This is a genomic window from Boseongicola aestuarii (assembly GCF_900184815.1).
Lineage (GTDB): Bacteria > Pseudomonadota > Alphaproteobacteria > Rhodobacterales > Rhodobacteraceae > Boseongicola > Boseongicola aestuarii.
The window spans coordinates 423954-448942 of record NZ_FXXQ01000001.1 but is presented as its reverse complement, the minus strand read 5'-3'; the positions used below and the strand labels follow the sequence as shown (position 1 = coordinate 448942).

Below are 24989 nucleotides of genomic sequence, written 5' to 3'. Positions count from 1 at the left end.
TGGGCTAGAGTCGATCCAATCATAAAGAAACTCGAAAAGATCGAGGCGATGAGCAGGCAGAACTTTTTTAGACGCGCGTTAAGTGCGTCCATTTTCATGTGTTTGGCACATGTCACCTGGGCCGAAACGCCGGGCGCGGGCTTGGCGCGGCTGGCGGGGGAAGGCGCTGTGATTTCGGACACGGGCGGCCGGGTCGAGATGCGAGTAGAGATGTCGCAACCAGTGCCATGGCGGGTTCATACGCTTGATGCTCCGCCGCGTCTGATCGTGGATTTCTCCGAATTGATCTGGGACGCCGATCCCGTGATTCAGACCGGCAGCGTGGTGCAGGTCAACAGCGGGGCTTATCGTCCCGGATGGTCGCGTGCGGTTGTGGTGTTGCGCGAACCACTCGCGGTGGACGCTGCCGAGATGCAGGTGATGGCGGATGGCTCGGCGGTCATGTCCTTGCAATTGCTTCCTACCACGGCGGAGGCTTTTCGCGAGGCGGCTGGCATTGATCCGGTCGAGATAAGCCGTGTGATCGTTGCGCCTCCACCGCCTTCGGGCGTCTTGCGGGTGGTGCTTGATCCGGGGCACGGCGGAATCGATCCGGGGGCGGAAGACGGTGATCTTCACGAGGCCGATCTGATGCTGGCCTTTGCACGCGAGTTGAAAGAAGTGCTCTTGCGGACCGGTCGGTTCGAGGTCGCATTGACGCGGGACGATGATGTGTTCGTCCCGCTCGCCGAGCGGATGACGTTGGCGCGGGCGGCGGGGGCGGATGTTTTCCTGTCGCTTCATGCTGATTCGCTGGCTGAAGATGATGGCGTCGCTTCCGGCATGACGGTGTACACGCTTGCCGAGACGGTCACGGATGCAGCGGCTTTGCGTCTGGCCGAGCGTCACGCGCAGAACGATATTCTTGCGGGCGTTGATCTGGCAGGGGTCGAGGATGAGATTTCGGTGGTTCTGATGGATTTGGCCCGTCGCGAAACGATGCCGAGGTCGGATGCGCTGGCGGCCCGGATCGTGGCGGGGTTTCGCAGTCATGAACTGGTCGTGAACTCCAATCCGCACCGTTCGGGAGGCTTCACCGTTCTGAAAGCCGCGGAAGTACCTTCGGTATTGATCGAGCTTGGGTTCTTGTCGAGCAAGCGGGACCGCGCTTTGCTGATGTCAGACGCATGGAGCAATAGTGCAGCCGAGGCCGTTCGAGATGCGCTGATGCAATGGGCGGACGAGGATTATCTGATGCGGCAGGGCCTTAGGCGGTGAACTCTGCAAGCCATATCGTGTGACCGGCACATTCGGGGTCTTCAGGACGGAAGTGTTTAACCCGAAAGCCGTTTGCGTTGAGCAGGCTTTCGTATTCCGACGGATCAAGCGACGCGTGGTAGACGCTTTGGCCAGCGACCTGTCCGATTCTTTCGCTTTTTCGCGGCCCGGAGGTGAACATCAGGGCCGCGCTGGGGTTTGCGTGGCGGGCGAAAACGGCAAACATCGCGCCCTGCTCGTCTGCGGACAGATGGAAGAATGAATTCCATGCCAGCAGCGCGTCGAAGGTCTCACCCAGATCGACACCGCGCATGTCGGCGAGAATAACGCGCGCATCGGGCAGGTTGGACTGGAACAGGTTGAGCATTGCGGGCGCACCATCAAGACCGGTGACAGTCGCGCCTTTTTCCAGAAGATAGCGCGCAATAGGGCGACCGGCGCCACAACCGATGTCCAGAACTGATTTTCCGGGAGCCAAATTCAACATGCGATCCAGCCACTTACGCTCGAAAAGGGCTTGTGATCTCTGAGTGTCCCACTCGACTGCGAGAGCGTTGTAGGTTGGTAGAATGTCTTCGGGTCTCATGCGCATGAGATTGCCGTTTCACGCGCGCTGCACAAGGGCTCACGAAACGTTTATGCTTTTAGGGCGTTTACTGGCCTATGTGACGTTCCGGCCCTTTTGACGCTGGCGGGGCGGAGCGGTATAGAAAAGTCCTGTCTATGAGGTTGGCTGAGTGATCCGGTTCGTTTTTTCCTTTTTTGGCGCGATATTCAGCATGGTCACCCTTGGCCTTGTCATGGGTGCGCTTACCGTGGGCGCCGTATTCTGGGTCTATGGCCGCGATTTGCCGGACCATGAAAGCCTTGCCAATTACCTGCCGCCGACAATTAGCCGGATTTATTCGACCGAGGGGCGCATTATCGACGAATTCGCCGAGGAACGGCGGATTTACGCGGCGGCCGACGAGATTCCTGACCTCGTGAAACACGCGTTCATTTCGGCGGAAGACAAGAATTTCTATCTGCACGCAGGATTCGATCTGCGCAGTATCGCGGCGGCGGCCTATGAAGCGGTGGAGAGCCGTGGTCAGTCTGTACGCGGGGCGTCGACCATTCCGCAGCAGGTTGCCAAAATTTCCTTTCTAAGCGGTGAACGCACCGTTGATCGCAAATTGAAGGAGATCATTCTGGCCAACCGGATGGTGAATTCGCTGGATCGCGACAAGATCCTCGAAATTTACCTTAACGAGATCGATCTTGGTTTCCGCTCGTTCGGGGTGGCGGCAGCGGCGCAGACGTATTTCAACAAGACGCTGGCCGATCTGACCCCTCAGGACGCAGCCTATTTGGCGGCCTTGCCGAAGGCGCCTTACGACTATCACCCGGTCTTGCAGGTCCAACGCGCCACCGAGCGACGGAATTTCGTGCTGCGCGAGATGTTTCAGAACGGCTATCTGACGTCGGTTGAGTTCGAGGCCGCGCGCGCTGCACCGCTGGCGACAGTGCAGAATGGCGACTATGAGGGTTTTCGCAAGCAACTGCCGCCGCGCGATTATTTCACCGACGAAATTCGGCGTCAGCTTAGTCGTGATTTCGGCGATCAGGGTTTCAAGTCCGCCGGTCTGACTGTGCGGGCGACGGTTGATCCCGAGATGCAGGACGTGGCGGCTTTGGCGCTGCGCGAGGCACTAGAGAAATACGACCGTTCTCGGGGCGAATGGCGTGGACCGGCGGCGGTGATCGAGCCGGACGCGCTAAGTGGTGTTGGCGAAGACGGAACCGCGGCTTGGCGGCAGGCCCTCGCGGGCACGGCGGTGGCGCGGGACATTCCGGGCTGGTATCCGGCGGTTGTTCTTGAACTGCGTGACACGGTTGCCAGAATCGGGATCGAAGGCTGGGATAATGGCGTTGACGGGCACTTTATCAAACCGGCGGATTTGAACTGGATCCGTGGGGCCTCTAACCCACGCGATATTCTGAACGTCGGCGATGTGATCCATGTGCGACACGAGGGCGGAACCGAGGACGATCCGGTCTTTTCGCTGCGCCAGATTCCGGGCGTTCAAGGCGGTTTCATGGCGATGGACGTCAACAACGGACGGGTGATCGCGATGCAGGGCGGGTTCTCGTATCAGCATTCGGTGTTCAACCGTGCGACGCAAGCGACGCGGCAACCCGGTTCTTCATTCAAGCCGTTTGTCTATGCGGCTGCTTTGGACAGTGGTTTCACTCCCGCGACCATTTTGATTGATGCGCCCATCGAGGTGGACGTGGGCGGAGGTCAGGTGTGGCGACCCAAGAACGCCTCGAACGAATTTTACGGCCCGACGCCGCTGCGCACCGGCATTGAACGCTCGCGCAACCTGATGACGGTGCGGCTAGCCGAAGAGGTGGGGATGCGCACGGTCGCCGCCTATGCCGAACGGTTTGGCGTTTATGATGCGATGGACCCGTTTCTGGCCAATGCTCTGGGAAGTCAGGAAACGACGCTGTTCAAGATGGTTTCGGCTTATGCAATGTTCGCCAACGGTGGCGAGCGGGTTGAGCCGACGCTTGTCGACCGGGTGCAAGATCGCTGGGGGACAACGATCTATCGCCATGATGACCGGGTCTGCGAAGAATGTTCAGTCTATGATTTGCCGACGGGAGAGCTGCCAAGGATCAAGACCGATCGCTGGCAGGTGATCGATCCGGTGACGGCGTATCAGTTGACCTCGATGATGCGGGGCGTGGTTGAGCGCGGCACGGCATCGGGGACGGTCAATCTCGGGGTGCCGACGGCGGGCAAGACCGGCACGACGAACGACGCGCGTGATGTGTGGTTTGTGGGCTTTACCTCGAATATCGCGGCAGGGTGCTACATTGGGTATGACTTGCCGGAGCCTTTGGGGTCGGGCGCATCGGGTGGCGGCATGTGCGGTCCGGTGTTTCAGTCGTTCATGATGAAGGCGCTGGAAAAATACGGTGCCGGGCGCTTTGAGGTGCCGCCGGGTGGCCGGTTCATCAAGATCGACCGCTTCACGGGTGCGCGTCTGCCGGATACTGCGACGGGCGACAGTGTGGTTGCCGAGTATTTCCGTGAAGGTGAAGAGCCGGTTTTCGGGATCACTTTCGACGGTGGATTCGCGATGGGGGCCAATTTGCCCTTGGTCACGGGCGGGTCCGTGGCGCAGGTCGGGCAGGGGCAATCCGGGACAGACGAAAACACGAGCCCCGTGGCGCCCGGGCAGACCTCGACGGGTGAGATATCGTCCGGCGGTCTGTACTGACGACCAACGCCCGGGGCGCTGCCCCGGACCCCGTGGAATTTTCAAAAGGGTGAAGAAGGGCGGATTGTCGCGTTTCGCTTGGCGCGGTCGACGGGTGACTTATGTTCGGATCATGAATGAGGAATGCACAGTCATCTACAATGGGAGTTGCCCGATTTGCTCGCGCGAGATCCATATGTATCGCGAGCGCGTCGTGGCGTCTGGCGGCGCGCTGGGGTTTGCGGACCTCAATGAGGTCGATCTTGGGGCCTATGGTTTGACGCCCGAAATGGCGGCGCGGCGTCTCTATGTTCTGCGCGGCGGAGAATTGATTTCGGGTGTCGATGCTTTCCTGCATTTGTGGAGAGAAACGCCTGGGTTTGGCGGGCTTGCGCGGGTCGTGGGTTTGCCGGGGATCAGGCAGGTTGCGGGCGTGGTGTATGAGGGGGTTTTGGCCCCTGTGCTTTTCGCCCTGCACAAACGGCGGCAGGCGCGCGGCGCTTGAAGGCTGCTTGCGGCGTTGATAGAGGTGCGTCAACTCGGACCCCTCGGAGAGATACCCTCATGCGCGCTGACGCCGAAAACACGGTTGCTGCGATCGAAAAATCGCTGAAGCTTCTGGCTCAGCGTCTGGACTGGGAGACTGCGGGGCACCGTCTTGAAGAGTTCAATGCGATGACCGAGGATCCGAAGCTTTGGGACGATCCGGATCGCGCGCAAAAACTGATGCGCGAGCGGCAGATGCTGGTCGACGCGATGGACCGTTATTCGAAGATGAAGCAGGAGTTGTCCGACAATATCGAGCTTATCGAGATGGGCGAGATGGAGAACGATCAGGACATCGTGTCGGAAGCGGAAGCCGCTTTGAAATCCTTGAAGGAACGCGCGGCACAGGCCGAGATCGAGGCCTTGCTGGATGGCGAAGCGGATGGCAACGATACCTTCCTAGAGATCAACTCGGGTGCCGGTGGCACCGAGAGTTGCGACTGGGCGTCGATGCTGGCGCGGATGTATGTCCGCTGGGCCGAAGCACATGGGTATAAGGTCGAGTTGCAATCGGAAACTCCGGGGGAAGAAGCCGGCATCAAATCAGTGGCTTACAAGATTTCGGGACCGAACGCCTATGGTTGGCTGAAATCTGAATCGGGCGTGCATCGGTTGGTGCGAATTTCGCCCTATGACAGTGCGGCGCGGCGGCATACGTCGTTCTCGTCCGTCTGGGTCTATCCGGTTGTCGACGACAATATCGAGATCGAGGTCAATCCGGCGGATATTCGCATTGATACCTACCGGTCGTCCGGGGCCGGTGGGCAGCACGTGAACACGACGGACTCGGCGGTGCGGATCACCCATATTCCGACGAATATTGTCGTGACCAGTTCGGAAAAATCCCAGCACCAGAACCGCGATATCGCAATGAAGGCCTTGAAATCACGGCTTTATCAAATGGAGCTGGAGCGGCGGACAGCTTCTATTCAAGAAGCCCATGACAACAAGGGCGATGCGGGCTGGGGCAACCAGATCCGGTCATACGTCTTGCAGCCCTATCAGATGGTAAAAGACCTGCGCACCGGATATGAGACCAGTGATTCCTCGGGGGTTCTGGACGGGGATCTGGATGGTTTGATGGCCGCCACACTTGCAATGGGTGTGTCGGGGATGGGCCGCGCAGAAGCGCAGGGCGACGACTAGTCTTTTCTGAAGGTTGCGTGCGCCGGGTGGGGCATCTTCCTCAGCGCCGCGACTTAGTGTCTCGCGTTAACCTTTCTGAAGATCAATGACTTACGAGGCGTTCTTAAGCGTCCGTATTGCGTCGGTGCGACCGTTCGGTGGAAACCCGCGGCGCGCAACCGTTAACAGGGCTCGCGGGCGCGCAGCTTGATTTCGGGCCGGATTGCTGTGCAGCCTGAACATCGGGAGGGGGCCGGATGCAGGGTAAATTCTATGGACCGCCCGACGTGCAACGGATGACACGCCGCGCGATGGCGCTTTTTCGCGTCGTGCAGGATGATCCGGATTTCGCGTGGTACGGCCGATTTGTTGCGCTTGCAGATTTCGAGACGGGAGGGGTTCAGAGGTTTCTCGATCTGATTGAAGTACAGGGCGCGAGCCCGGCCTATTGGATTGCGAACGCTGCGGCGGATACGGTGAAGGCGTCTGTGTTGCGCGCGGGATATCGGGCGGATCGCTTTGAGTATGTCGTGTCCGAGGGTGACTCGGTTTCACGCGCGCGGGGCAATCTGTCTAAATACGCGATTGGTGACGATGTGTTGGTGTCGCGCCTCGGGCCGGACAGCCCCGAGGCGGATTTGGATGATTTTGCCGAGGTCGCAGGCGCGGGGGGTGTTCTGCCTCCGCCGGAGGCAGTGTTGCGCGGCGCTGCGCGGAAAGGCGTCTTTCTTCTGGCGCGGGAGAGGGCAACCGGGCGTGCGATATCCTGTGCGGCCTCTATCGAGACCTTTCATGTCGGCTCGCGGCGCGCCGACAGCGCGTTCTGGGGGATGCTGTCAACCTTGCCTGATTGGCAGGGTCGCAAACTCGCCTTGGCCCTGGGCGCGCGCGCGATGGTTGCGATGCACGAGGATAACGGATTCTCGAAGTTCATCACGGGCGTTCGTGCCGAGAATGAGGGGTCTATGGCGCTTTGTGCGAAGCTGGATATGGTGCCGGGGAAGTGGTGTAGTTACTATGGAATGGATCCGGCGCAGTTTTCGAGTGCGCGCGTGACCAAGTAGGATGACTTTTGGCGTCCTTCCGAGCGTGAAGGGGAGGTGCGGATGACGGACACGAATATGGAGCGTTTGGAGGCCTCACCGGTCCCGGAGATCGGGCGCGTGACTTTTGTCGAGCTTTGGGTGTCGCTGAAGGCGGGGCTTTACGATTTTCGTGCCGCGCCGGGGTTCGGGCTGGCCTTTAGTGCGTTTTATGTGGCCACGGGGTTGGGGCTGTTCTGGCTTGGGGCTGGGACGTTCATCTGGACGCTTGCTTTTGCGCTTGGCTTTCCGCTGGTCGCGCCTTTTGCGGCTGTTGGGCTTTACGAGGTCAGCCGCCGGATCGAGGCGGGTGAGCCTTTGGATCGGCACGAGATCTTGACCGTGGTCTGGCGCGAGCGCACCCGGCAGCTGCCGTGGATCGGGGTGATTTTGACACTGATCTTTCTGTTCTGGAGCTTTTTCGCCCATATGACGTTTGCTATGTTCTTTGGCATGTCGGCTTTGACGAACGTCAGCACGTCGTACGAGATCTATTTCACGGCGAACGGGTTGGCGATGATTGCTATGCAAACGGTCGTCGGGGCTGCGGTGGCGTTTCTGGTCTATGGGGTTTCGGTGATGTCTTTGCCGCTTTTGGTGGACAAGGAGATCGATTTCGTCACGGCGATGCTGGTGAGCCTCAGGACGGTTTCAAGGAACAAGGCCGTGCTGGGGGCCTGGGCATTTGTGATTGCGGGACTGTTATTTGTGGCAATGCTGCCGTTGTTTTTGGGGTTGTTCGTGGTGCTGCCGGTGCTGGGGCACGCGACCTGGCACCTGTATCGGCGGGCGTTGTATCATCCTGTCTGAGCGGCTGGGTGGCTGCTTTGCGGACGAAATTGCCGTTCGAAGTTCGATGAAGAATGGATCGAGAGCTCATTTTCAACTTCGATAGGCGATTGTCTTGATTTGCGGCAGGCCAGTAAGCTGCCTTTCGAGGAGAACGAAAATGGTAGTAGGCAATGTCTCGGTTCTTGGGCTTGGTCTGATGGGCTCGGCGCTCGCAAGGGCGACGGTGTCCGCAGGGTTGGACACAACTGTTTGGAACAGAAATCCCTCAAGAGCGCAGGCTTTCAACGACAGCCCCGCGAAAGTGGCGTCGTCCGTTGAGGACGCAGTGGACGCCAGCGACGTGATCGTCGTCTGCCTCAACGATTACGCAGCCATGAATGAGGTGCTGAAAACGACAACGATCGAGAAACGGATTGCCGGAAAAACCCTCGTGCAACTTTCGACGGGGACGCCGACGCAGGCACGAGACGCGTCCAGCTGGGCGTCGGGTGTCGGTGCGCGCTACCTTGATGGCGCTATCATGGGGTTTCCCAAGGATATCGGCACGGATGGTCTGCTCGTCCTGTTCGGTGGGGACGAAGCGACGTTTGAGCGCTGCGATCCGATTGCGAAGGCCATTGGAGGGTCTGCCATTCGGGTGGGTGATGACCCCGGAACTGCCGCCGCCCTGAATACTGCGCTTATCTCGCTTTATTTCAGCTTCCTTTTCGGTGTTCTGAACGGCGCGGCGATATGCGATGCGGAAGGAATCCCTCTCGAAAAATTTAGCGCCATTGGCACATCTTTGATGCCGGTTTTGAGCGGTGTCATGGAGCGATCCGTGAAGATGATTGCGAGCGGTTCCTACGAGACCGAGCTCAATACGCTTGAGACGAGCGCGGGATCGATGAAACAGCTTGCCGCGGTGATGCGGGATGCGGAAATTGACGCACGCTTTGTAGAAATCATGGGCACGTACGCCACCGAGGCTATCGAGGCCGGCAAGGGCGGGCTCAGCAATGCTGTCTTGTTCGAACGTCTCCGAGGGCGGGCCTGAGATTTTCGCAGATATCTTTGGCGGTGGTTGCTTGGCGAGCGGAGATCATTCCGCCTTGAGCATTTGTTCCAACAAAAAAGCCCGCCGCGATTTGCGACGGGCTTTTGGGCCGAAGTCTATTCGGGCTTAGCTTTTGCTGTCAGACGACGACGGAGCCGCTGCTGGCTTGGGGGCGGACATGCCACCCTTGGCGCCGCTCAGGGGGTCTTCCTGACGCTGGACGGAGCCTTCGAAGTGGGCACCGCTTTCGATCGCGATTGTCTTGTGAATGATGTCGCCTTCGACGCGGGCGGTCGATGTGAGGCGGACTTTCAGGCCACGGACCTTACCGATGACACGGCCATTGACCACGACGTCATCGGCAATGCACTCGCCATTGACGGTGGCGCCTTCGCCAACGGTCAGAAGGTGCGCGCGGATGTCTCCTTCGACTTTGCCTTCGATCTGGATGTCGCCGGTGGTCTTGATGTCACCGGTGATGTTCAGATCAGCCGAAAGCACGGATGCAGGGGGCTTCGCCTTGGGGGTCGACGAGGTGAAGTCTGTACCGGGTTTTGGTTGATTCATGTCGGGGGCCTTTTTTTCAGTGTCTGCCGGAGTGTCCGCTTTGGGGCCCGGCTCGTTTATCTTGCTTTTAGAAAACATCTCTTGCTGCCTTGATGTATTTCAATGGGTTGGTGGCTGTGCCGCCGACGCGCACCTCGTAGTGAAGGTGTGTGCCCGTCGACCGTCCGGTATTGCCCATATCACCGATGCGCTCTCCGCGCGAGACCCTTTGGCCAACTTCGACGCGGATTTTCGACAAATGGGCGTATCGCGTCTCGAATCCGAAGTCGTGCCTGATCTTGATCAGGTTGCCGTAGGCGCCCTGACGACCTGCGTGGGTCACCGTGCCATCGGCTGTAGCGTGGATCGGCGTACCGCGCGAGCCGGCCCAGTCGTGACCCTCGTGCATCCGTCCCCAACGCGGCCCGAAGCCGCTGGTGCTGCGGTAGGAGCCGCGCACGGGAAAGCCGAAAGGCAGTTTCTCGGCTGCGATGCGGTAGAGGTTGAGTTCGTCGAGGCGTGCGAGGACGTCGTTGGCGCGCTCGGTCGTGGAATCGACTTCAGTGTCGCCGGACGTGGTGAAGCGGATCGGCGTCAGGGGGCCGCCCTGACCGGAGTAGCTGCGGCGCACCTGATCGAGAATGCTGTCGGTCGGCAGGCCGACGGACGAGAACATGGTGTCGATGGGCTTGAGCGAGGTTTCGACGGCCTCTTCGATCTGGCTGAAGATACGTTCGTTGCGCTCGTCGGCGAGGCGGATATCCATCGCCACACGGTCCAGCGCGGTTTCGGCTTCGGCGACATACATCTGCATTTCGTCACGTTCGACCGCGATATCGCCAAGGGCTGCGCTGAGGAAATCGAGCGTGGTTTCGAGATCGCTCATGCGGGTGACTTCGGGGCTGGCGGCTTCGGTTTCGGCGATGCGTTCGACCAGAGCTTCGTTCTTGGCGCGTTCGGCGTCGCGTTCCTGCATGATCGTGCGCAGGGTGGTCTGAATGACGTCGATGCCGGTGGCCAGTTCCTTGGCGCGGTCTTCGGTGCGCAAGAGCCGTGACTGCATGGCCGAGACTTCAGACAGGGCAACCGCAAAGCGCGCCTGCGCCTCGGAGGCTTCGGTGGCGCGGGCGTCGCGTTCGGCGGCCAGTGTGTTCAGCCGGCCTTCGTAGATCGCCTGTTCGCGCAGCGCCTGTTCGCGCAGATCACCGGCGCCGAGGCTTTGCATCAACAAGATGGCCGACGAAATGATTGTCCAGCCCACCAGAAGCGCAGAGCCGGTCAGGCCGACAAATTGCGTAAAAGGAGAGAGGCGTATGAAGCGGGTTTCGGTATCTGAGCGCAAGAACAGTCGTTGTTCGGGAATTGCACGCTCGAGCAAAAGGTGCATTTTGTGTGCAAAGCTGTTGATCACTCTGGCCGTCCTGTCGTCGTTGCCCCGTCCCGGCGTCGTTTTCGCCAAAACGCTGGCCAGTGGGACGGTGTTAACGGCTGTGGAAAACTCTGGCAAGCGCGCAGGCGAGTGACCCGGCGGCGCGCCGGGATCGGGGTCACGTTCGGCAGGATACCGCCGAGAATCACGAAGATTCCGTTAAGGGCCAGTAAAAATCCGGCGGGATCCCGGCTTCGGCGCGTTTCTCTTCGTTGAACGGCGGCTTCAGGGTGGCATGGAAATAGCGCCTGACCAGTCCGTGAAAGGTCGGTTTCGGATCGAGGCCGTCGCGGCCACACAGGAAATGGAACCATTTGGAACCATAGGCGACATGGGCGACTTCCTCGCCGTAGATGGTCTGAAGGGCGGCCACGGCATCGTCGGCCTTTGCCTTGCGAAACACCTCGATCATGCCCGGCGTCACATCGAGGCCGCGGGCTTCCAGCACCATGGGCACGACGGCGAGACGGCCCATGATGTCATCACGAGTGTCGGTCGCGGCGCGCCACATCCCGGCATGGGCGGATAGCGCGCCGTAATGGCTGCCCATCGCTTCAAGGCTGTCCGATACGAGGTTGAAATGTTTTGATTCTTCGTCCGCTGCCTTGACCCAGTCGTCATAAAAGCCGGGCGGCATCGGCACATGGGTAAACCGCGCGATCAGATCCCAGTGCAGGTCGACGGCGTTGAGTTCGATATGCGCGACCGCATGCAAAAGGGCGATCCGCCCCTCGGGGGTGCCGGGTTTGCGGCGTGGCACGTCGCGAGGCGACAGTAGTTCGGGCTTGTCGGGGCGCGCGGGCATGTCAGGCGGAGTGGCCTGACCGACGGCGATATCCTTGCCATCGGCGCGCGCCTGCGCCCAGCGCGCTGCGTGGGCGCGGCTGATCGCGGTCTTGGCGCGGCCGTCGGCGGTGTTCAGAACCTCGACGGCCATGTTGGCCAGTGTGGTGGCTTCCGACACCGGCCTTACGTGTCCTGCACCGCGGCGAGGACCTCATCGACGTGGCCGGGGACTTTGACCTTGCGCCATTCACGGATCACTTTGCCCTGGCCATCAATGAGGAATGTCGCGCGTTCGATACCGAAGTACTTTTTGCCGTACATCTGTTTTTCGACCCATGTCCCGTAGGTTTCGCAGACGTCGCTTTCGGCGTCGGACACGAGGATCACGTCGAGCTCGTGCTTGGCGATGAACTTGTCGTGCTTGGTGGCGGTGTCTTTCGAGATACCGACCACGACTGCGCCTGCGGCCTCAAACGCGGCTTTAACTTCGGTGAAGCCAAGCGCTTCTTTGGTGCATCCGCCGGTGTCGTCCTTGGGGTAGAAGTAGAGCACGACCTTGGAGGGGCGCAGCGAGGAGAGGGTAAGCTCACCGCCGCCGTCGCGCGGAAGGGTGAAGTCGGGGGCGGTTTTTCCTTCAATCGACATGGGGCTGTTCCTTTTTCGATATTTTGACCGGATTTCTGCACGAATGCCTGTTGGGTTTTAGCGCGGTTCGGCAGAGAATACAGAGGATCAGGTACGAAAAGACCGAAAACCTCGAATGAGCACCGACACCGAGCCGGAAACTTTGCCCGAAAGCGGGGACGCGGCGTCCAATGCGGATCGCCGAGCGCGACGCACGCGCGCCGAACGCCGCATTGCGCGGTCCCATCGGCATGGCCGTCCGGGCAAGGGGCTGGTGTCGACGGTGATCCTTGCCAGCATCGTGCTGTTTCTGCTGGGGCTTGTCCTGTCGGATCGCGCGGTACCGGTTCCCAAGACATTGCGCGAGGAAATCGCGGCCTCGTTGTCGGAGCGACTGCCCAATGCGTCGGTCAGGATCGGGGACGTGGCCGTGACACTTGGGCGCGATCTTGCACCGAGGGTGCAAATGACGAACGTGTCGGTCGGGGACACGGGCGGTGGTGGCGTGGCGGTGCTGAACCGAGTCTCGGCCAGTTTGTCGATGGGTGCGTTGTTGCGGGGGCGGCTTGCAGCCGAGGAGCTTGATCTGGTCGGTGCGCAAGTGACGGTGCGTCGCGCGACGGACGGCACCTTTGCGTTTCGCGCCGCGGGAGGTGCCAGTGGCGAGACATTGAGCCTGCCCGATATCGTGTCAGCGCTTGATGCGACCCTGAACGCAGGGCCGTTGGGGTTGATCCAGAGCGTGTCGGCCGAGCGCGTGGTGCTTACGCTGGAAGATGCGCGCAGTGGGCGGATCTGGCAGGCCACGAATGCTTCATTGCGGTTGCGCCGTCTTGAGAGCGGTCTGACGCTTTCGGTGTCCTCGGACGTCTTTAATGGCACCGACGATGTGGCGGGCGTGCAATTGTCGTTCTCGTTCGACGATCCCAGCCGGGATATCGGGGTCGGGATGCGCCTTGTTGATGTTCCGGCCGCAGACATTGCCGATCAGTCGCCGATCCTGTCCTGGCTCGGGATTCTGGATGCGCCGATTTCGGGGGCCGTGCGGGCGGAATATGACGGGACCGATGGTTTGGCGCGGTTGTCGGGGGCCTTGGAGATTGCCGGTGGATCGCTCAGTCCCGAGGGGGGCACCGAGCCGATCGGCTTTGAGACGGCGCGCGCGTATTTCGACTTTGACCCGACCCGCCAGCGGATCGAATTCAACGAGATCGCGGTCTCGTCCGAGACATTGGCTGCGAAGGCGACGGGGCACGCCTATCTGACCGAGATCGCCGGGGGCTGGCCCGAGGCTTTTGTCGGGCAGTTTCTTGTCTCGGACGTAGCAATGAACCGCCCGGATGTCTTTGAGGCGCCAGTTTCGCTTCCGGATGCGAAGGTGGATTTGCGGCTTCGGCTGGAGCCGTTCGCTGTTGACCTTGCGCAGATCGCATTGGCGGGCGACGCGGCAACGATCCGGGCGCGCGGTTTCGTTGCGGCGGGTGAGGCGGGGTGGTCGGTTTCGCTTGATGCCAGAACCGAAAGCATCGCGACGGCGACGGTGCTGGAGTTCTGGCCTGTCATCGAGGCGCCTGTCACGCGCAGCTGGCTGAAGTCCAATGTCAAAGCCGGGCTTTTGAACGATGTCACGGCGGCGGTGCGAAAGGCACCCGGCGAGAAACTGGAACTGGGGCTGACCTTTGACTTCACTGGAGGCGAAGTTCAGTTCTTGCGCGATATGCCCCGGATCGAAAACGCGTCCGGGCGGGGCGTGCTTCAGGGCAAGGTATTCGATCTTTTGATGACCGGCGGTGGAGTGACGGCGCGCACGGGTGATTTCGTCGACATCGCGGGGTCGGCGTTCCGGGTGCCCGATATCGAGCAACGCCCGGCGATGGGTGAGATCGAAATCCGTGCGCGCGGTCGGGTTCCGGCGCTTTTGTCGGTGACCAACAACCGCCCTTTGCGGCTGATGGAGCGCGCGGGGCGCGGCATCGATCTGGCCGACGGGTTTGGCGATGTGACGGCGCGGGTGACGCTGCCGCTGAAGGACGGAATTGACGCCGACGAGGTGGCTTACGGTGTAACTGGGCAGTTCAGCGACGTGGCATCCGACGTGATCGTGCCGGGGCGCAGATTGACATCGCGCGCGCTGGCGCTGTTGGCCTCGGAAGATGAGGTTCGCCTGACGGGGCCTGTCGCGCTTGACGGCGTCGGGCTTACGGCGGATTGGCGCCAGCCTTTGGGCGAAGGCGCGCGCGCGGCGGGCAGTCGTATCACCGGGCGTGTCGCACTTGGACCGGAGACGGCGGAGGCGTTCGGTCTGGCATTGCCCGACGGGCTATTGCGCGGGCAGACGCGCGCCGATTATGTGCTTGAGGTCAAGCCCGATGCACCGCTGGTCCTGTCGCTGACCTCGGATTTGCAGGGGTTGGGGATGCGCATTGATGCACTGAACTGGGAAAAGGCGCCAGGTGCGCCGGGTGGGTTTGAAATGCTGGCCCGGCTTGGCGACACACCGGAGGTCGAAAGTCTTGCTCTATCAGCGCCGGGACTGGCCATGGACGGACGGTTGTCGCTTGCGGCGGATGGACGTCTGACGGCGGCGATTTTCGATCAGGTCCGGGTCGGCGGATGGCTGGACGCGCGGGCTCGGCTTACGCCGCGAGGGCCGGGGCAGGCTCCGGCGATTTCGATCGAGGGTGGAACGCTGGATTTCCGTGCCTTCCCGCGTGGTGCGATCTCGGATGGAGGTGGAGAGCGTGCGCCGATGTCGGTCGCGCTTGACAGTTTTGTGCTGTCGGACACGGTCTCATTCGCCCCCATGGAAGGCCAGATCGATTCAGGGCGGGCCGGTCTTTCGGGGCAATTCGAGGCGCGCGTGAATGGCCGCACGCCGGTGCGCGGCACGCTTGCGCCCGCAAACGGCGGTACCGCGATACGTCTTCAGGCGAGCGATGCGGGCGGGGTCATCAGCGCGATGGGGCTGACGGACAACGCGGCGGGCGGCACGCTTGATATTGTCCTGACGCCGGATGTGACCGCCGCTGCGGGGTCTTATCGCGGCGAATTTCTGATCGAGGATATCCGTATTCAGAACGCGCCCGTGATGGCGGCTTTGCTGGACACGATCAGCGGTGTCGGGTTGATCGATCAGCTTTCGGGGAAGGGCATCCGGTTTGCGACGGTGGATGGTCGTTTCAGGCTGACGCCGAATGCTTTGGTTTTGGAGGAATCGGCGGCCGTCGGTGGCTCGCTTGGGATCTCGGCGGCGGGGCTTTATGACTTTGGTGCAAAGGAGATCGACATGCAGGGCGTTGTGTCTCCTTTCTTTTTTCTGAATTCCGTGGGCGCGATCGTCAGTCGGCGGGGTGAGGGGTTGTTTGGCTTCAATTATCGTGTCACGGGGCCCGCCAATGGGCCGACGGTGGGCGTCAATCCCCTGTCCATTCTGACGCCCGGACTGTTCCGCGAGATTTTCCGCCGCCCGCCGCCGACGAATTGAGTGACCATGAAACTTTCCGATTTCGATTTCGACCTGCCCGAGGGGCTGATTGCAACGCGACCCGCGCGCCCGAGGTCCGCGTCGCGCCTTCTGGTGGCGCGCGCAGATGCAATCGACGAGGCCCATGCGATTGACCTGCCGTCGTTTCTGAACCCCGGTGATCGTCTGGTTCTGAATGACACCAAAGTCATTCCGGCGCGGCTGTCGGGTGTGCGGACGCGCAGCGGCGAGGCCGGTGTGACCGAGGCGCGGATCGAGGCGACCTTGTTGGACCCTTTGCCGGACGGAAACTGGATGGCGTTGCTGAAACCGTTGCGCAAGGTGCGCGACGGCGAGGTCATCCGGTTTTCGGATGCGTTGTCGGCGGAAGTCGTGGGCCGCGCGGAAGGGACCGCCGCGCTGAAGTTCAATCTAACCGGAGACGACTTCGACGCGGCGCTGAATGCCAGCGGGGCCATGCCTTTGCCGCCCTATATCGAGGCGCTGCGCAAATCGGACGATCAGGACAGGGTGGACTATCAGACGATCTGGGCGAAAAGGACCGGCGCGGTGGCGGCTCCGACGGCGTCTTTGCATTTCGACGCGGCGCTGATGGAGGCGCTGGCATCGCGCGGCATTGAGGTCAGTTATGTGACGTTGCATGTGGGCGCAGGCACGTTCCTGCCAGTGAAGGTGGACGATATCGCCGATCACAAGATGCATTCCGAGCGCGGTTCGATCAATGCAAAGGCTGCCAGCGAAATCAACGCAACGCGCGCGCATGGCGGGCGGATCGTGCCTGTCGGCACAACGGCGATGCGTCTGATCGAAACGGCGGCGGGCGAAGACGGAACATTGTCGGCGTGGGAGGGGGCCACGGATATCTTCATCACGCCGGGGTATCGCTTCAAGATCGCGGATGGGTTGATGACCAATTTTCACCTGCCCAAGTCCACGCTGATGATGCTGGTTTCGGCGTTCATGGGATCCGACCGCATTCGCAGCATTTACGCCTATGCGATTTCGCGTGAATTTCGGTTCTTTTCCTATGGCGACGCGTCGCTTTTGCTGCCAAAGGGGTGAAATTGACCCGTAAGAGGTCGCAGGGAAGCGCGTATGGGCGTCGTATCGGGCGCATTTGAGCACTACGCGCGTTTGGAGTCTCGTAATGCTTAAAGTTCTCGGCAGCACCTGGGCCCTGCTTTTGGGTATCCTTCTGTTGATGGTCGGCAACGGTCTTCAGGGATCGCTGATCGGTATACGCGGCGCAATCGAGAACTTTTCGACGACCGAGTTGTCGGTCATCACCTCGGCCTATTTCGCGGGCTTCCTGATCGGATCGCGCATGGCGCCTGAAATGATACGACGCGTCGGTCATGTTCGGGTCTTTGCGGCGCTGGGTTCGTTCATTTCGGCGGTGTTGATCCTTTATCCGACGATCACCGACCCTTGGGCATGGATCGTGCTTCGGGTGATCTTCGGGTTTTCGTTTTCGGGCGTTTACGTGACGGCGGAAAGCTGGCTCAACAACGCCTCGACGAACGAGACACGCGGGCAGTCGTTGTCGCTTTATGTGATGGCGCAGATGGTCGGGATTGTTTCGAGCCAGGCGCTTTTGAACGTTGCAGATCCGGCCGGATTCATCCTTTTCGTCATTCCGTCGGTTCTGGTTTCGCTGTCGTTCGCGCCGATCCTTTTGTCGGCAGCGGAATCGCCGAAATTCGACACGACGAAGCCCATGACGCTGAAGCAGATTTATACAATTTCGCCTCTGGGCTGCGTCGGCATGTTCCTGATGGGGGCTGTCTTTGCTGCGCAGTTCGGCATGGCTTCGATCTATGGCACGCGCGCGGGCTTCAGCGTGGCCGAGATCTCGATTTTCGTGTCTGCGATCTTTATCGGCGGGATGTTATTTCAATACCCGTTTGGCTGGGTTTCCGACCGGATGGACCGGCGTCTGGTCATTCTGGCAGCGGCTGTCGTCGGCGGGATTGCAGGGTTGTTGGGTCTGGCCTTCGGAGGATCGTTCGAGGTGGCGGTGTTTGCGGCCTTCATCATGGGCGGCATGTCCAACCCGCTTTATGCGCTGCTGATCGCCTATACGAACGACTATCTTCAGGTCGAGGACATGGCGGCGGCCTCGGGAGGGCTGCTGTTCATCAACGGGCTTGGAGCTGTTTTGGGCCCGGTTATCACCGGCTGGATGCTGACGGCGATGGGGCCGGAAGGCTTTTGGGCTTATCTGGCGTTCTTCATGTTCATTCTGGCGGCCTTCGTCGGATGGCGGATGACCCAGCGACCTTCGGTCTACAGCGAGGAAGCGGAAGACTATGATGCGGTGAGCTATGCACCGATGATGCCGACCGGAACCATCGTGGCGGTGGAAGCGGCGCAGGGTTACTATGCCGAAAATGTCGAAAGTATTGACGAAGGCAAGGCAAATGAACCTGCCCCCCTTGATTCGAAATGATCTTTCGGTAACGGTTTCATGACGGGGGACTTTTTTTGGGTGGAACGAGGCGTGTGATGATGACCAATCCTGAAGACATTCTTGCCTTTTGGCTGGACGAAAAAGGCCCCGAAGGCTGGTATATGGGCGGCGACGCTCTTGATCAGGAAATCCGGGACGAGTTCGAAGACCTTTACAATCGTGCCTGCGAGGGCGCTTTGTCGCTTTGGCTTACATATCCGACCGGGACTTTGGCCTATATCATCCTGCTGGATCAGTTCTCGCGGAATATGTTCCGCGATACGCCAAAGGCGTTTGCGACCGATGGTCTGGCGCGCGCGGCTGCGAAGGCGGCGATTTCGCGTGGTTGGGACCTGAAGATCGACGAACCTGCGCGGCAGTTCTTTTACATGCCACTGGTTCATTCCGAGTGTCTGAGCGATCAGGACCGTGCCGTGCGTTTGATCATGACCCGCATGCCCCAAACCGGCGATGGCACCTTGCTACATGCCAAGGCCCACCGCGAAGTCGTGCGCAAGTTCGGGCGTTTTCCAAACCGCAATGCCGCGTTGGCGCGTGAAACGCCCGCGGCCGAAGCGGTGTTTCTTGAGGAAGGCGGTTACGGCGCGACGGTCGAGGCCATGAAGGCCGCCGAGGCCGCCTAAAACGCAGCATGAGCATTGCACGGACTGGGTAGCGGGACTTCCGCTGCGGCATCGCCTCGCGGGTGACAACGCCTTCGGTTTGTGGCAGATAGTTTAACGTAGAACAATCTCGCCGCAGGAGGAAACCAATGGCTGCTAAGACTTTTGACGTGGTGGTGATCGGGGCCGGTCCCGGTGGGTATGTCGCTGCGATTCGCGCCAGCCAATTGGGCCTGAAGGTCGCGATCGTGGAACGCGAGCATATGGGCGGCATTTGCCTGAACTGGGGCTGTATTCCGACCAAGGCGATGCTGCGCTCGTCCGAGGTTTTCCATCTGATGCACCGCGCAAAGGAGTTTGGTCTAAAGGCGGATGGGATCGGCTATGATCTCGATGCCGTCGTCAAACGCTCGCGCGCTGTCGCCAAGCAGCTGAACGGTGGCGTCGGGCATCTGATGAAGAAGAACAAGGTCGAGGTCTTCATGGGCGCGGCGACCTTGCCTGCCAAGGGCAAGGTGTCGGTCAAGACCGACAAGGGCACTGAGGAGCTTGAGGCCAAGAACATCATTCTGGCGACGGGCGCGCGGGCGCGCGAATTGCCGGGCCTAGAGGCCGACGGCGATCTGGTTTGGACGTACAAACACGCGTTGCAGCCGCCGCGGATGCCGAAGAAATTGCTGGTCATCGGCTCGGGTGCGATCGGCATCGAATTCGCGAGTTTCTACAACACGCTTGGGGCCGATACGACCGTGGTCGAGGTGATGGACCGTGTCTTGCCGGTGGAAGACGCAGAGATTTCCGCTTTCGCCAAGAAGTCCTTCACTAAGCAAGGTATGAAAATCATGGAGAAATCCATGGTCAAGCAACTTGATCGCGGCAAGGGCAAGGTCGTGGCGCACATCGAAGCGGGCGGCAAGGTCGAGAAGATGGAGTTCGATACCGTGATCTCGGCTGTGGGGATTGTCGGTAATGTCGAAGGGCTTGGGCTGGAAGAGCTGGGTGTGAAGATCGACCGAACACATGTTGTGACGGATGAGTATTGCCGCACAGGTGTCGACGGGCTTTACGCCATTGGTGACATCGCGGGAGCGCCCTGGCTGGCGCACAAGGCAAGCCACGAAGGCACGATGGTTGCCGAGCTGATTGCGGGCAAGAACAAGGTCCATCCGGTCAAGCCCGAAGCGATTGCCGGCTGTACATATTGTCATCCGCAGGTTGCGAGCGTGGGTTATACCGAAGCCAAGGCGAAAGAGCTTGGCTACAAGATCAAAGTGGGTCGTTTCCCGTTCATCGGCAACGGCAAGGCGATCGCCTTGGGAGAGGCCGAGGGCATGGTGAAAACCGTGTTCGACGAGAAAACCGGCGAGCTTTTGGGCGCCCATATGATTGGCGCGGAAGTAACCGAGTTGATCCAGGGCTATGTGGTGGGGCGCCAGTTGGAGACGACGGAAGAAGACCTGATGCATACGGTCTTCCCGCATCCGACCTTGTCGGAAATGATGCACGAGAGTGTGCTGGATGCTTATGACCGTGTGATCCACATCTAAGTGGTGCGTCATTTCAGCAGTTGGATACGCCGGTTCCTTTTTGGGATCGGCGTTTTTCATTTATCTGGCCGCTTTGGTTTTTGCTCATGCCGGTGCGGAGGATCTTTTCGGTATGAACCCCGAGCCCTTTGCGGCATTGCCATTGATCTTCGTCGACTTGCCATTGAGCTTCCGAGCCGTGGGAGCCGCCCTTCTGAACTTGCCGGTTTGGGTCGGGCAGATTGTTGTCGCTCTGCGTCCTTTGACGAACTTCTTTTCTCTGTCGCACCCGTGTTTCGGACTGCGCGATAAGGCTTGACCCGGTTTTGTGGTCTGCGACAAGCGGCCCATGCGCACAGACTGGCGATTGATCGGACTACTTTTTTTGGCGGGGCTTTTTGCCGCTGCGCAGTTTGCGAAAATCGCGCTGACCTTGCAGGATTTGGGCGCGATCTATGACGGCGCGGCTTTGCCGTTTGCCGTGTCGGCCGTGTCGGTGGCCGGGATCGTTTTTGGTGTGACGGCAGGGATGATCGTCGCGCAGTTCGGGCCGCGAAATGTGCTTTTGAGTGCGCTTCTGGTGGCGTCGATCCTGTCGATATCGCAGGCATTTTTACCTTCGTTTCAGCTGTTTATGGCATTGCGACTGGTCGAAGGGTTCAGTCACCTGGCCATCGTCGTGGCCGCGCCGACGCTGATGGCGGCCCTTTCCAGCCCACGAGACGTGTCGGTTTCGATGGGGCTGTGGGGCACGTTTTTCGGCGTGGGTTTTGCCGGGTCGGCTGCGGTGATCCCGCTTCTTGACGGGCCTTCGCAGGTCTATGTCGCACACGGAGCCTTTGGCTTGGCATTGTTTGCAGCCCTTTGGTCGTTGCTGCCGCGTGGTGCAGTGCGAGGCCATTGGCAGGGAGATATCATCGCACGACATGTGGCGATCTACACCAATTCACGTCTGCTTGCGCCGGCCCTCGGGTTCTTGTGGCATACGATCATATTTCTGGGATTGCTCACTTTTCTGCCGGGCGTCTTGGGGGAATGGACAGGGCCGCTGTTGCCACTCTTGGCTTTGGCCGGCACGTTCGGCGCGGGCTGGCTGGCACGGTGGATTGCGCCGAAAACCGTGCTGCTTGTTGGGTATACCCTGACGGTCGCCGGGTTGGCCATTGCGCTGATCGCTTCGGCGTCCTTTCAGGTTTGGGTGGTGATGGCGGTGTTTGTCGCCATTGGTCTGGTGCCGGGCGCGTCCTTTGCCAATGTGCCTGCGTTGAACGCGGACCCGGCGGATCAGGCGCGGGCGAACGGGGCGATCGCGCAACTTGGCAACATCGGAACCGCAGCATCGACACCGTTGTTCGCTGCCGCAGTCGTCTTTGGATTTAAGGGACTGGCAGCGGTCGCAATCGCGGTTTCGTTGATCGGTTTCGCGTTCGTTTGGTTTATCCACAGAAAGATTGCGAAATCCGCGTGACGCATTGTTAATGTTCCTGTAATGTTCCGATTGCGCCATTGAGGTTTGCGGGTGGACCGCTATCTGTCGTTGTGGCGAGAGGTGAGCGAATGGCCGAATTGAAGAATATCGAAGTGCGGGGCGCGCGCGAACACAATCTGAAGAATATCGACGTGGATATTCCGCGCGACAAGCTGGTGGTGATCACCGGACTGTCGGGGTCGGGCAAGTCGTCCTTGGCCTTTGACACGATTTATGCCGAAGGACAGCGGCGGTACGTTGAAAGCCTTTCGGCTTATGCGCGGCAATTCCTTGATATGATGGAAAAACCGGACGTTGATCATATCTCGGGGCTTTCACCGGCTATTTCGATCGAGCAGAAAACCACGTCGAAGAATCCACGATCGACCGTTGGAACGGTGACCGAGATATACGATTACATGCGCCTTTTATTTGCGCGGGCGGGCACTCCTTATTCTCCGGCCACGGGTCTGCCGATTGAAGCGCAGCAGGTCCAGGACATGGTGGATCGCGTGATGGCGATGGAGGAGGGAACCCGCGCGTTTCTTCTGGCCCCCATCGTGCGCGACCGTAAAGGGGAGTATCGCAAGGAGTTCTTAGAACTTCGTAAACAAGGCTTTCAGCGGGTAAAGGCAGACGGACAATTCTATGAATTGGACGAGCCGCCGACCTTGGACAAGAAGTTTCGCCACGACATCGATGTGGTTGTGGATCGCATCGTGGTGCGCGAAGGGCTTGAGACACGGCTGGCGGATTCGTTCCGCACGGCGCTGGACCTTGCGGATGGGATTGCGATCCTTGAGACGGCAGTGAAAGAGGATGAAGAGGCCGAGCGTTTCACGTTTTCGGAGAAATTTGCCTGTCCTGTCAGTGGGTTCACCATCCCCGAGATCGAGCCGCGCCTGTTTTCGTTCAATGCGCCATTTGGGGCCTGTCCGTCATGTGATGGGCTTGGGGTCGAGCTGTTTTTTGACGAACGCCTTGTGGTGCCGGACCAGAATTTGAAGATCTATGATGGGGCCCTTGCGCCGTGGCGGAAAGGCAAGTCCCCGTATTTCCTGCAAACAATTGAATCAATTTCGAAGCATTATGATTTCGACAAAAACACCAAATGGAAAGATTTGCCTGAGAAAGTGCAACAGGTGTTCTTGTACGGATCGGGCGAGGAGGAGATCAAGTTCCGTTATGATGAAGGCGGGCGGGTATATCAGGTGTCGCGCCCGTTTGAAGGTGTCATTCCGAATATGGAACGGCGCTATCGCGAGACGGATTCGAACTGGATCAGAGAGGAGTTTGAACGGTTTCAGAACAATCGCTCTTGCGGGACATGTGGCGGTTTCCGTCTGAGGCCGGAGGCGTTGGCGGTTAAGATCGGTGGGCTGCATGTGGGCGAGGTCGTGCAGATGTCGATTCGCGAGGCGCTGACGTGGATCGAAGCCGCACCCGAGGTGCTGAGCAAGCAGAAGAACGAGATCGCTCGCGCGATCTTGAAGGAGATTCGCGAACGGCTTGGGTTCCTCAACAACGTCGGTCTGGAGTATCTGACGCTGGCGCGCAATGCCGGGACTTTGTCTGGCGGAGAAAGCCAGCGCATCCGGCTGGCCAGTCAGATTGGATCCGGGCTGACGGGGGTGCTCTACGTGCTGGACGAACCATCGATCGGTCTGCACCAGCGGGACAATGATCGGCTGCTGCTGACGCTGAAAAACCTGCGTGATCAGGGCAATACGGTGATTGTGGTCGAGCATGACGAAGAGGCCATACGCGAGGCCGACTACGTGTTCGACATTGGACCAGGTGCGGGTGTCCACGGCGGCGAAGTCGTCGCACATGGCACGCCTGCGAAGATCATCACGAACAAGAAAAGCGTGACGGGTGACTATCTTGCGGGGCGTCGAAAAATCGCGGTTCCGACCGAGCGGCGCGCGGGGAACAAGAAATCGGTAACGGTTGTGAAGGCGACGGGGAACAACCTCAAGGACGTGACGGCAGAGTTTCCACTGGCCAAGTTCGTTTGCGTGACTGGCGTGTCCGGCGGCGGCAAGTCGACGCTGACAATTGAAACGCTGTTCAAGACGGCTTCGATGCGCTTGAACGGTGCGCGCCAGACGCCGGCGCCTTGTGAGACGATCAAGGGCTTGGAATTCCTCGATAAAGTCATCGATATCGATCAACGACCCATTGGCCGCACGCCGCGGTCGAACCCCGCGACCTATACGGGCGCATTCACGCCGATTCGGGACTGGTTCGCAGGCCTGCCAGAGTCCAAAGCGCGAGGGTACAAGCCCGGGCGGTTCTCGTTCAACGTGAAGGGTGGGCGCTGCGAGGCGTGTCAGGGGGATGGTGTCATCAAGATCGAGATGCACTTTTTGCCGGATGTTTACGTGACCTGCGAGACCTGCAAGGGCGCGCGATACAACCGCGAGACGCTGGAAATCCGGTTCAAGGGCAAGTCCATCGCAGACGTTCTGGATATGACGGTCGAGGATGCTCAGACGTTTTTCAAAGCGGTACCCTCGATCCGCGAAAAGATGGATGCGCTGATGCGCGTGGGGCTTGGCTATATCAAGGTCGGGCAGCAGGCGACGACGCTTTCGGGCGGTGAGGCGCAGCGGGTGAAGCTGTCAAAGGAGCTGGCGAAGCGCTCGACTGGTCGGACTCTGTACATTCTGGATGAGCCGACGACGGGTCTGCATTTTGAAGATGTGCGCAAGCTATTGGAAGTGCTGCATGAGTTGGTGGAACAGGGGAATTCGGTGGTGGTCATCGAGCATAATCTGGATGTGATCAAGACCGCCGACTGGATCATCGATATCGGGCCTGAAGGCGGCGATGGCGGCGGTGAGATCGTGGCGGTCGGAACGCCCGAAGAGGTGGCCTTGGTCAAGGCTTCGCACACCGGGCATTATCTTGCGCAGATGCTGGGTGTGGCGCGGGTGGCGGCCGAGTGACGTGATATTCCGGC

At 60.0% G+C, this 24989-nt stretch carries 20 protein-coding genes; 15 read left to right on the top strand and 5 right to left on the bottom strand.

All coding sequences use genetic code 11. The features are described 5' to 3' along the window. Positions 1-96: 96 nt before the first annotated feature. A complete protein-coding gene (locus BOA8489_RS02185) occupies positions 97-1257 on the top strand; it encodes an N-acetylmuramoyl-L-alanine amidase (protein WP_176440177.1) in 1161 nt (386 codons plus the stop codon). Here the strand turns inward: BOA8489_RS02185 and BOA8489_RS02180 are convergent. Further along, positions 1247-1849 carry a class I SAM-dependent methyltransferase gene (locus BOA8489_RS02180; RefSeq protein WP_306345741.1) on the bottom strand — a complete coding sequence of 201 codons (603 nt, stop codon included), beginning with the start codon at positions 1847-1849 and terminating at the stop codon, positions 1247-1249. The genes BOA8489_RS02185 and BOA8489_RS02180 overlap by 11 nt on opposite strands. Positions 1850-1994: 145 nt before the next feature. Between BOA8489_RS02180 and BOA8489_RS02175 the strand changes: the two genes are divergently transcribed. The 6 genes from BOA8489_RS02175 (at position 1995) to BOA8489_RS02150 (ending at position 9089) form a co-directional block, all read left to right on the top strand. Then, positions 1995-4529: a penicillin-binding protein 1A gene (locus tag BOA8489_RS02175; RefSeq protein ID WP_093972317.1), complete on the top strand. Its 2535-nt coding sequence runs from the start codon at positions 1995-1997 to the stop codon at positions 4527-4529. A 64-nt stretch (positions 4530-4593) separates the two neighbouring features. Further along, entirely contained in the window at positions 4594-5013 is a 420-nt protein-coding gene (locus tag BOA8489_RS02170) for a thiol-disulfide oxidoreductase DCC family protein (RefSeq protein ID WP_141138212.1), read from the top strand. Positions 5014-5072: 59 nt separating this feature from the next. Further along, complete coding sequence (gene prfB, locus BOA8489_RS02165) at positions 5073-6200, top strand: peptide chain release factor 2 (RefSeq protein WP_093972315.1); 1128 nt, start codon at positions 5073-5075, stop codon at positions 6198-6200. 236 nt (positions 6201-6436) lie between these two features. After that, positions 6437-7243, top strand: coding sequence for a GNAT family N-acetyltransferase (locus BOA8489_RS02160; RefSeq protein ID WP_093972314.1), 807 nt, complete (start codon positions 6437-6439; stop codon positions 7241-7243). 42 nt (positions 7244-7285) lie between these two features. Next, positions 7286-8071: a DUF2189 domain-containing protein gene (locus tag BOA8489_RS02155; RefSeq protein ID WP_093972313.1), complete on the top strand. Its 786-nt coding sequence runs from the start codon at positions 7286-7288 to the stop codon at positions 8069-8071. A 139-nt stretch (positions 8072-8210) separates the two neighbouring features. Next, on the top strand, positions 8211-9089 hold the full coding sequence (locus tag BOA8489_RS02150; protein WP_093972312.1) for an NAD(P)-dependent oxidoreductase: 879 nt from the start codon (positions 8211-8213) through the stop codon (positions 9087-9089). Between the two features lie 126 nt (positions 9090-9215). Here BOA8489_RS02150 and BOA8489_RS02145 read toward each other — a convergent pair whose 3' ends face one another. From BOA8489_RS02145 to BOA8489_RS02130, 4 genes are all read right to left on the bottom strand, one after another. Beyond that, entirely contained in the window at positions 9216-9734 is a 519-nt protein-coding gene (locus BOA8489_RS02145; protein WP_093972311.1) for a bactofilin family protein, read from the bottom strand. Continuing rightward, positions 9724-11046, bottom strand: a complete 1323-nt coding sequence (locus BOA8489_RS02140; protein ID WP_245813626.1) for a M23 family metallopeptidase — start codon at positions 11044-11046, stop codon at positions 9724-9726. The genes BOA8489_RS02145 and BOA8489_RS02140 overlap by 11 nt, the downstream gene beginning before the upstream one ends. Before the next feature lie 163 nt (positions 11047-11209). Further along, the gene (locus BOA8489_RS02135; protein WP_093972497.1) at positions 11210-12001 is read right to left on the bottom strand and encodes a ferritin-like domain-containing protein; all 792 of its coding nucleotides are present in this window, start codon (positions 11999-12001) and stop codon (positions 11210-11212) included. A 32-nt stretch (positions 12002-12033) separates the two neighbouring features. Further along, a complete protein-coding gene (locus BOA8489_RS02130; RefSeq protein WP_093972309.1) occupies positions 12034-12495 on the bottom strand; it encodes a peroxiredoxin in 462 nt (153 codons plus the stop codon). A gap of 115 nt (positions 12496-12610) precedes the next feature. Between BOA8489_RS02130 and BOA8489_RS02125 the strand changes: the two genes are divergently transcribed. The 8 genes from BOA8489_RS02125 to uvrA all read left to right on the top strand — a co-directional run bounded on the left by BOA8489_RS02125 (position 12611) and on the right by uvrA (position 24975). Further along, positions 12611-15958: a YhdP family protein gene (locus tag BOA8489_RS02125; RefSeq protein ID WP_093972308.1), complete on the top strand. Its 3348-nt coding sequence runs from the start codon at positions 12611-12613 to the stop codon at positions 15956-15958. A gap of 6 nt (positions 15959-15964) precedes the next feature. Then, a complete protein-coding gene (gene queA, locus BOA8489_RS02120) occupies positions 15965-17020 on the top strand; it encodes a tRNA preQ1(34) S-adenosylmethionine ribosyltransferase-isomerase QueA (protein ID WP_093972307.1) in 1056 nt (351 codons plus the stop codon). 85 nt (positions 17021-17105) lie between these two features. Next, complete coding sequence (locus BOA8489_RS02115; RefSeq protein WP_093972306.1) at positions 17106-18407, top strand: MFS transporter; 1302 nt, start codon at positions 17106-17108, stop codon at positions 18405-18407. Positions 18408-18466: 59 nt separating this feature from the next. Next, on the top strand, positions 18467-19051 hold the full coding sequence (locus tag BOA8489_RS02110; RefSeq protein ID WP_093972496.1) for a DUF924 family protein: 585 nt from the start codon (positions 18467-18469) through the stop codon (positions 19049-19051). A gap of 128 nt (positions 19052-19179) precedes the next feature. Beyond that, a complete protein-coding gene (gene lpdA, locus BOA8489_RS02105) occupies positions 19180-20577 on the top strand; it encodes a dihydrolipoyl dehydrogenase (RefSeq protein WP_093972305.1) in 1398 nt (465 codons plus the stop codon). Between the two features lie 40 nt (positions 20578-20617). Further along, positions 20618-20875, top strand: coding sequence for a hypothetical protein (locus BOA8489_RS02100; RefSeq protein ID WP_093972304.1), 258 nt, complete (start codon positions 20618-20620; stop codon positions 20873-20875). A gap of 30 nt (positions 20876-20905) precedes the next feature. Then, positions 20906-22024, top strand: coding sequence for an MFS transporter (locus BOA8489_RS02095; RefSeq protein ID WP_093972303.1), 1119 nt, complete (start codon positions 20906-20908; stop codon positions 22022-22024). Between the two features lie 89 nt (positions 22025-22113). Further along, positions 22114-24975, top strand: a complete 2862-nt coding sequence (uvrA, locus tag BOA8489_RS02090; RefSeq protein ID WP_093972302.1) for an excinuclease ABC subunit UvrA — start codon at positions 22114-22116, stop codon at positions 24973-24975. The last annotated feature ends 14 nt before the right edge of the window (positions 24976-24989 follow it).

Excerpts from the sequence above, each read along its gene's own strand:
- BOA8489_RS02135 (WP_093972497.1), bottom strand. The coding sequence starts at position 12,001 with ATGGCCGTCGAGGTTCTGAACACCGCCGACGGCCGCGCCAAGACCGCG.
- prfB (WP_093972315.1), top strand. The coding sequence starts at position 5,073 with ATGCGCGCTGACGCCGAAAACACGGTTGCTGCGATCGAAAAATCGCTG.
- BOA8489_RS02130 (WP_093972309.1), bottom strand. The coding sequence starts at position 12,495 with ATGTCGATTGAAGGAAAAACCGCCCCCGACTTCACCCTTCCGCGCGAC.
- uvrA (WP_093972302.1), top strand. The coding sequence starts at position 22,114 with ATGGCCGAATTGAAGAATATCGAAGTGCGGGGCGCGCGCGAACACAAT.
- BOA8489_RS02155 (WP_093972313.1), top strand. The coding sequence starts at position 7,286 with ATGACGGACACGAATATGGAGCGTTTGGAGGCCTCACCGGTCCCGGAG.
- BOA8489_RS02115 (WP_093972306.1), top strand. The coding sequence starts at position 17,106 with ATGCTTAAAGTTCTCGGCAGCACCTGGGCCCTGCTTTTGGGTATCCTT.
- lpdA (WP_093972305.1), top strand. The coding sequence starts at position 19,180 with ATGGCTGCTAAGACTTTTGACGTGGTGGTGATCGGGGCCGGTCCCGGT.
- BOA8489_RS02160 (WP_093972314.1), top strand. The coding sequence starts at position 6,437 with ATGCAGGGTAAATTCTATGGACCGCCCGACGTGCAACGGATGACACGC.
- BOA8489_RS02110 (WP_093972496.1), top strand. The coding sequence starts at position 18,467 with ATGACCAATCCTGAAGACATTCTTGCCTTTTGGCTGGACGAAAAAGGC.
- BOA8489_RS02125 (WP_093972308.1), top strand. The coding sequence starts at position 12,611 with ATGAGCACCGACACCGAGCCGGAAACTTTGCCCGAAAGCGGGGACGCG.
- queA (WP_093972307.1), top strand. The coding sequence starts at position 15,965 with ATGAAACTTTCCGATTTCGATTTCGACCTGCCCGAGGGGCTGATTGCA.
- BOA8489_RS02185 (WP_176440177.1), top strand. The coding sequence starts at position 97 with ATGTGTTTGGCACATGTCACCTGGGCCGAAACGCCGGGCGCGGGCTTG.
- BOA8489_RS02145 (WP_093972311.1), bottom strand. The coding sequence starts at position 9,734 with ATGTTTTCTAAAAGCAAGATAAACGAGCCGGGCCCCAAAGCGGACACT.
- BOA8489_RS02180 (WP_306345741.1), bottom strand. The coding sequence starts at position 1,849 with ATGCGCATGAGACCCGAAGACATTCTACCAACCTACAACGCTCTCGCA.
- BOA8489_RS02095 (WP_093972303.1), top strand. The coding sequence starts at position 20,906 with ATGCGCACAGACTGGCGATTGATCGGACTACTTTTTTTGGCGGGGCTT.
- BOA8489_RS02150 (WP_093972312.1), top strand. The coding sequence starts at position 8,211 with ATGGTAGTAGGCAATGTCTCGGTTCTTGGGCTTGGTCTGATGGGCTCG.